Annotated in this window: 9 protein-coding genes and 1 pseudogene; 7 read left to right on the forward strand and 3 right to left on the reverse strand. The window is 45.4% G+C overall.

Going from position 1 to position 5,909, the window contains the following annotated elements; translation table 11 throughout:
* The 5 genes and pseudogenes from F6K37_RS30455 to F6K37_RS30475 all read left to right on the forward strand — a co-directional run.
* Positions 1-306 (forward strand): annotated as a pseudogene (locus tag F6K37_RS30455) (hypothetical protein); the annotation flags it as partial.
* Between the two features lie 312 nt (positions 307-618).
* Positions 619-792 (forward strand): hypothetical protein, encoded by a 174-nt coding sequence (locus tag F6K37_RS30460; RefSeq protein ID WP_287254250.1) that lies wholly within the window; start codon positions 619-621, stop codon positions 790-792.
* Between the two features lie 212 nt (positions 793-1,004).
* On the forward strand, positions 1,005-1,190 hold the full coding sequence (locus F6K37_RS30465; protein ID WP_287254252.1) for a hypothetical protein: 186 nt from the start codon (positions 1,005-1,007) through the stop codon (positions 1,188-1,190).
* Positions 1,191-1,595: 405 nt separating this feature from the next.
* Positions 1,596-1,823, forward strand: a complete 228-nt coding sequence (locus tag F6K37_RS30470; protein WP_229419057.1) for a hypothetical protein — start codon at positions 1,596-1,598, stop codon at positions 1,821-1,823.
* A 39-nt stretch (positions 1,824-1,862) separates the two neighbouring features.
* Complete coding sequence (locus tag F6K37_RS30475; protein WP_008186314.1) at positions 1,863-2,135, forward strand: type II toxin-antitoxin system VapC family toxin; 273 nt, start codon at positions 1,863-1,865, stop codon at positions 2,133-2,135.
* 260 nt (positions 2,136-2,395) lie between these two features.
* On the opposite strand, the gene F6K37_RS30480 is transcribed toward F6K37_RS30475, so the two are convergent.
* Both F6K37_RS30480 and F6K37_RS30485 read right to left on the reverse strand, forming a co-directional pair.
* A complete protein-coding gene (locus F6K37_RS30480; RefSeq protein ID WP_008186312.1) occupies positions 2,396-3,292 on the reverse strand; it encodes a phytanoyl-CoA dioxygenase family protein in 897 nt (298 codons plus the stop codon).
* Positions 3,293-3,339: 47 nt separating this feature from the next.
* On the reverse strand, positions 3,340-4,014 hold the full coding sequence (locus tag F6K37_RS30485) for a class I SAM-dependent methyltransferase (protein ID WP_008186310.1): 675 nt from the start codon (positions 4,012-4,014) through the stop codon (positions 3,340-3,342).
* Positions 4,015-4,270: 256 nt separating this feature from the next.
* Here F6K37_RS30485 and F6K37_RS30490 point away from each other — a divergent pair, with 256 nt between their 5' ends.
* Complete coding sequence (locus tag F6K37_RS30490; RefSeq protein ID WP_161603169.1) at positions 4,271-4,441, forward strand: transposase family protein; 171 nt, start codon at positions 4,271-4,273, stop codon at positions 4,439-4,441.
* Between the two features lie 9 nt (positions 4,442-4,450).
* Entirely contained in the window at positions 4,451-4,636 is a 186-nt protein-coding gene (locus tag F6K37_RS44915; RefSeq protein WP_353838670.1) for a transposase family protein, read from the forward strand.
* Between the two features lie 805 nt (positions 4,637-5,441).
* Here F6K37_RS44915 and F6K37_RS30495 read toward each other — a convergent pair.
* The gene (locus tag F6K37_RS30495; protein WP_044493777.1) at positions 5,442-5,720 is read right to left on the reverse strand and encodes a hypothetical protein; all 279 of its coding nucleotides are present in this window, start codon (positions 5,718-5,720) and stop codon (positions 5,442-5,444) included.
* Positions 5,721-5,909: the final 189 nt, after the last annotated feature.

A 5,909-nucleotide genomic window follows, 5' to 3' on the forward strand; every position in this document is an offset into this window, starting at 1 on the left:
CAAATTCAGGATAATTTAGGAAAAACTACTCCCAAAGAATCTCAAGATCAACCGCTAGCAGTTGTTAACTCTGGTAGCACCAAGGTTAACGGATCTAAGGGAGAAGAAAATAGTGCGATCGCTAACTATAGAAACCATAGTGATCTAGAGCCAAATCAAGACTGCATTGACACTAAAGCAACTCCAGAAGGATATGTTAAACATCCTTTAGAACGAGTGCTGGAGTGGTTAGACATCAGCATACTTTGGATAGAAGAGCTAGTGGTTAAAATTTGGCGGTTGCTGCAACGGTTGTGGCCATTTTGAAGAGAAGGGAATAGGGAGTAGGGAATCGGGAGTCGGGAGTAGGACACTCTATTTTAAGATTGTTAAATCCCAGGGCTATTTCATTCTAAAAATGCGCTCTTTGTGTGTGAGCGTCCAAATTGGCAGTATCGCTGTGCTTGAGCCATATTGGAGAAGCCATTGGAGCGATAGATATTCAGCGCAAAATTACGAGCAACTGCAAAGATTTGAGGTAACTGATGCTTGCGTTTGCGCTGACTGACTGACAAAAGGCGGTGACTGTTTTGTCAAACTGTTTGTCAGATGGATGTTTGAGGGATTAAAAAAAGCTGAGTGGGAGCCAGCGTTCGTGCGATGCGCGATGCCACTCAAAACCATAGGAACGCACTCGAAAAAAACTCCCGCCTCTACAATGCCCTGAATACCTGGCACCGGTCTTCCCAGTCCCTGGGCACACAAAGCCCATCTAACGGTCTGTCTATGGATGGTGGTAGCCAAGATCCATAGTGGTGAAGTTAATCTGACCCGCGCTGATTTCCTATCTACCCTGCCTCCGACAGTATGCTCACAGTAAGCACAGACGGGTCCGTCGATGGCTCAATAACCCTCGTATCAATGTACATCGACTGTATAAACCCTTGATCCAAGCGGCCTTGGTCCACTGGCAACAGGAGTGTCTTTACTTGAGCTTGGATACGTCGTTGTTCACCGGATGAATATTGTCAGCTCCCTTGTGGCAGTGGTTTATCGGGGTCGTGCCCTGCCAGTGGCGTGGGCTATGCTTCACCACAGCAGTGCTATGGTTTCCCACACGCGACTACCGAGATGTGTTGGACCTAGCAGCTCGGTGCCTACCCAAAGACGTGAAAATTGTCTTATTGGCTGCTAATCGGGTTTGTCCATAAGGATTTGATCAAAGCCCGTTCTCAGCAATGGCATTGGCATTATCGTATCCGTTTGAAAAAGGATGCGCTTGTTTTGGCGCTAGGGCATTGGTTGGTGTCAACTTAAACAGTTTCACGCTCTACGGGGCGAAGCGCTGTGTTTTCACAACGTGGGATTGCATTTTGACCAATGGTATGGCTCGGTTCACTTTGCATTTGGGCGCAACAATATCAATGGTGATAATGGGCGATCGTCAGTAATGAACCGACCACCTTACTTTCATTCTGTGAATACGGATTGAGATTCGATATTGAGGAGGCTTTTAAGGACGACCAGTCCAACGGCTGGAACATCCAGAAATCTGAGATTCGGTGTGTATGTGCCCTGCCCTTGACTGTGGTTCATCAAGGCCAGGGCCACACTTTATGTCACAGCCCAAGGCACATTGGTTGTGGAAACGGGAAAACGACGGTGGGTTGACACCCATTGGCGCACGTGGCAACAGCTATTTCCGCATCGGCTGGGATTGGGTCAAAACTGCTCTGTTAAACGGATGGCGACTGATTCGTCACGTCAGTTTCACCGACCACCGTGATCCTGACCCAGTTATGGCATCGCGCAAACAACACGAAAAACGAACTTATAGGCATTAGTTCAAAGTACTGACGTACAAATATGCTCCGGAATAACTTTTGTCAGTCAATCAGGCTGGAAGGATAGTTCTTCCCGTACCTATTCGAGAATGGTTTGAAATCGCGCTGGCACAAGAAGGGGTTATTCTTATATCTATAACTCCGGCGATCGCCGTTGATGCTCAATCGCTACCAGGTGAGTTCCACAAAGATCCGGCAGATAGAATAATCGTGGCAACGGCAAGAGGATGCGATTGCCCTGTGGTGACGGTAGATCAGAAAATACTCAACTATCCTCACGTGGATGTTATTCGACCTACTGAAAGTTCATAATTCTCTAAGGCATTGCGAGAACGTCATTGTGAGACATTTTTTGACACACGCTCAGATAGGCTTTCACCAATGTAGCGCAATCTATACTTTTTGAGAATAGAGTACTACCTAAATTCATGTTATTGTTTTTCGCAAAAGGACTTCCAAATTAAAAATGCCGAAAGGGTTCTGTGGAATAGACAGGATAATCTCCAAGAGTAGGCTGGAGAGCAAACATGACTCTTTGTTTACAAGATATTTGCTTCAGGAGATAGGATAATTTATTCCTTGGAAGTATCAATTAACTTTTCATGAAAGGTTTTACGTTTGCGGCGACACTGGTCTACGTAGTCCATGTACATACCAGGATCGTGGTCAAGCCCTGATTCTCGATCTAAGAAGAGCGGGTAGTCGTCAGCAGGTGGTCTCTCATGGTCATAGCCATAGATGTAGCTACGCATAATAATTCGCTGTTCCCGGTTCAGTATCTTCAGCCATTCCGGATCGGAAGTAAGCCGATCACCTGAAGCGATCCATGACGGGGAATAGCAGAGGAAAAGATTGTAGCGGGTCGTTTCACTTAGGTTAGGCTCTACACGATGCCAGAGCGCACCAGTATGGATTGTCATAGTACCCTTTTTAACACAGAGAATCTGTTCGCCTGGTACACTCTCATTAGTATGATAAGCATCTAGGTACTGCCAGCGATGACTACCTGGTATGTAGACAAAGTTCCCCATTTGGGGATGAGGGAGGTCTGTTAGCCAATAGCTGACCTTGGTCTGCAATGGTAAAATTGGCGAAAAGACGGTCTTTGGTACTACACGAGCTCCATCAAAATGCCACTTGTTGTGCCAATCTCCAGGTGTACGCATGAACATTTCTGTTAGCTGCAATTTGAGCTGTTCCCCGTAGATATCATATACAAATCCAACGTGCCGTTGATGGTCAATCAGATCTGCAAGCATGGGATCGCTTTCGACAAAGTTTTCCATCCAGAATGTCTTTCCCTCTTGGTAGGTGGGATGACAATGGGCAACACTATCCATGACCATCTTATACATATCCACTTCATCATCGCTGAGGGCATTCTCGATGATAATAATACCCTTATCCATGAAGGTTCGCCAGTTTTTCTCGGTAAATCCAGGTGGAGCAGTTCTGTACTGTTTGCTCATAGCTCTTCATCTTTGTCCAAGATATTTCCTTTCCGCAATGAGTAACTTTATCCTGTGATTTTTTTGATAACAAACATTGTGACGTCGAATGGATGGTAGTTATCATGAAAGTAAACTTGATGGTTTGCACTGATAGTTTCCCCAACCCACTGCTTAATTATCTTTAGGTCGTAATAAAATAGCTCTGGCTTTGGTTTCGTGCAACGGATCGTCAGAAAATTACAGGCAACACCGAAAGTGGCAAGTTCAATCATGCGTCCGATCATTGAGATAAAGTATTTTTTATTGTTTGTTACTCGTGGGGTCAAAGCTCCCGAACAGATTACATAGTTGGCTGGTCTCAAATTGTGGCACAATATATTCGCCTTCTCAAACGTCACACACGGAAATTGCTCTGGAGGAAACTTTTGTTGCGCTAGATTTACCATCTTCGTAAGGATATCTACACCGCTATAATGCCTGGGAACCTGACCTTGTTCCAAAAGGTATTGGTAAAATCCGCCTAACCCCATCCCTACGTCGAGAACAGAAGCTTGATGGAATGGCTTTCCAACTAATTGAGCGATCTTTGATAGGACTTGAAACCGCAAAAGTTGAGATTTATTGCTTACGTAACCTACCTTAGCCCAATCTCCCTCAAGCTCTAGTCGCTCATCATAGCGCTTGGATATTGTTGATATTTCTTGCTTTGTTAACATACATAAAAAAAACTTACCAACCATTTGCTAATTTTGATCTGAGGCGAAAAAAATTTCTAACGACAGAATCATGTTTTTAGCGAACCTATTATACAATGACGGAGTTGTCATACCGTCAGAATGTATTCACATATTCAGTTCAACGACTCTCACTAAATTCTCGATCCAACAAAAAAAAACCGAAAAATAGCTCAAGCCCTTTCCATCAGAGACCAGGGCTATTTCATTCTCATGAAAGCCAAGAAATGCTAGGCTTACAAGTTAACCGAGAGTTTGATTAGTGACCATGGGTCAGCCCCCCCAATCTGCCCCTGCTGTTTTACTGCCTAGCCTGTCCCAAGAGGAGTCAACCCCAGAGCCGATCGAGATTTTAGAAGCCTTTTCTGATATCCCAGATGTGCGCAAGGTCTCAGGTAAACGGCATAAAGTCGCTCTATGTCTAGCTCTGTAACTTCAGGCTATAGCGGCTGGTAACCGAGGGTTAAGAGCGATTGGCGATTGGCTCAACAGCTATCGGGAGGAACTTATTGAACGTTTTCTACCCCCAAAGCGGCGAATTCCTTCCTACAGCACGATTCGTCGTGTCCTAAAAACCAAAGGATTATCAGCAGTATTCTGCGGCCCTGGCTCGGTTCTTTGGCATTGAACCCAAGGCGCGGGGAAACCTTAGCTGTCGATGGGCTTTGTCTTACGGGGCTCATACCAACTAGAAAGGGACAATCCTGATTCTCCCCCTCACAAGCGCAATTATGTTAGTCAGTGCTTACCTGGTCGAGCGGGGTTTGATTCTTGAGCCTTATCAAGTGGATAGCAAAACGAACGTGCGTCAAAGCCTTACCAGAATTTATTACGCAACTGGCTGTTAAGGGTGTGGTTTTCGCCTTTGATGCGATTAGCACTCAAAAAAACGGCTCAGTTGATCAAAGAGAGCTGAGAATCACTACCTGGGGGCGATTAAAGGCAATCAGGGCAATCTATTCAAAAGCGTCAAAGCTTACTTTGTAGCCGAACACAGTCATACTGACATCAATAAAGGACATGGTCGGATCGAGAAACGGGTCGGCACGCATCTGCAACCAACTCGACAACATCCAGCCCTGGCCAGGGCTAAAGACTCTGATTCGAACCCTTAGTGTTCGACAATTCAAAAAGGGGGGGCAACACCGTCTGGAAAAGGAAACACGCTACTATGTTGCTTCTTACGCCCTTGTCTGCTGAGTCCTTTGCCCAGCGCATTCGAGGATATTGGGGTGTAGAGAACAAGGTTCATTATGTGCGATTTGGTTACTCAGGGTGAAGATGCTTCACGTATTCGCATGCATCAGTTACCTCAAATCTTTGCCGTTGCTCGTAATTTTGCGCTGAATATCTATCGCTCCAATGGCTTCTCCAATATGGCTCAAGCACAGCGATACTGCCAATTTGGACGCTCACACACAAAGAGCGCATTTTTAGAATGAAATAGCCCTGGTTAAATCCACAGCTAACTCAGGCTCAGGAGCTAAGGATCCATCGGGATAGAGAAACAGAATCAATCGCCCTAGTCGAACTGGGCGCTGGCAACTTTTTCCCATCACTGTTTTGATTTGGATAGGCATGACGCCATTAGGGGGATACGCCCACCACTCCCCATTGCGACAAAAGGGATTGCTATAGCCTTGCTCTTCACACCAAGCATGGCAGACCCCACGAATCGCACCGCCGAGATCGTTATAGTGTGGGATGGTCATATGTAAACTTTTAACCTTGTGATTGAGGCCATAACTTAGGTAAAAACATTCCTGTGTTTTCCTTATACACTTTATAGTCAGCCGCAAAACTACTAGCTAAAAATTTCGCTTCTTCTTGGCGAGCAACTTGATAGTAGGGTAAAAAGATTACTACTACTGTGATTAGTAGCCAGAGTTGATTAGTAACAA

Origin of the sequence: Moorena sp. SIO4E2 (assembly GCF_010671945.1) — a bacterium.
Taxonomy (GTDB): domain Bacteria; phylum Cyanobacteriota; class Cyanobacteriia; order Cyanobacteriales; family Coleofasciculaceae; genus Moorena; species Moorena producens.

What these genes read in the sequence shown, in the direction of transcription:
- F6K37_RS30495 (WP_044493777.1), bottom strand. Translation starts at nt 5,720, where the DNA reads ATGACCATCCCACACTATAACGATCTCGGCGGTGCGATTCGTGGGGTC.
- F6K37_RS30485 (WP_008186310.1), bottom strand. Translation starts at nt 4,014, where the DNA reads ATGGTTGGTAAGTTTTTTTTATGTATGTTAACAAAGCAAGAAATATCA.
- F6K37_RS30480 (WP_008186312.1), bottom strand. Translation starts at nt 3,292, where the DNA reads ATGAGCAAACAGTACAGAACTGCTCCACCTGGATTTACCGAGAAAAAC.
- F6K37_RS30470 (WP_229419057.1), top strand. Translation starts at nt 1,596, where the DNA reads ATGTCACAGCCCAAGGCACATTGGTTGTGGAAACGGGAAAACGACGGT.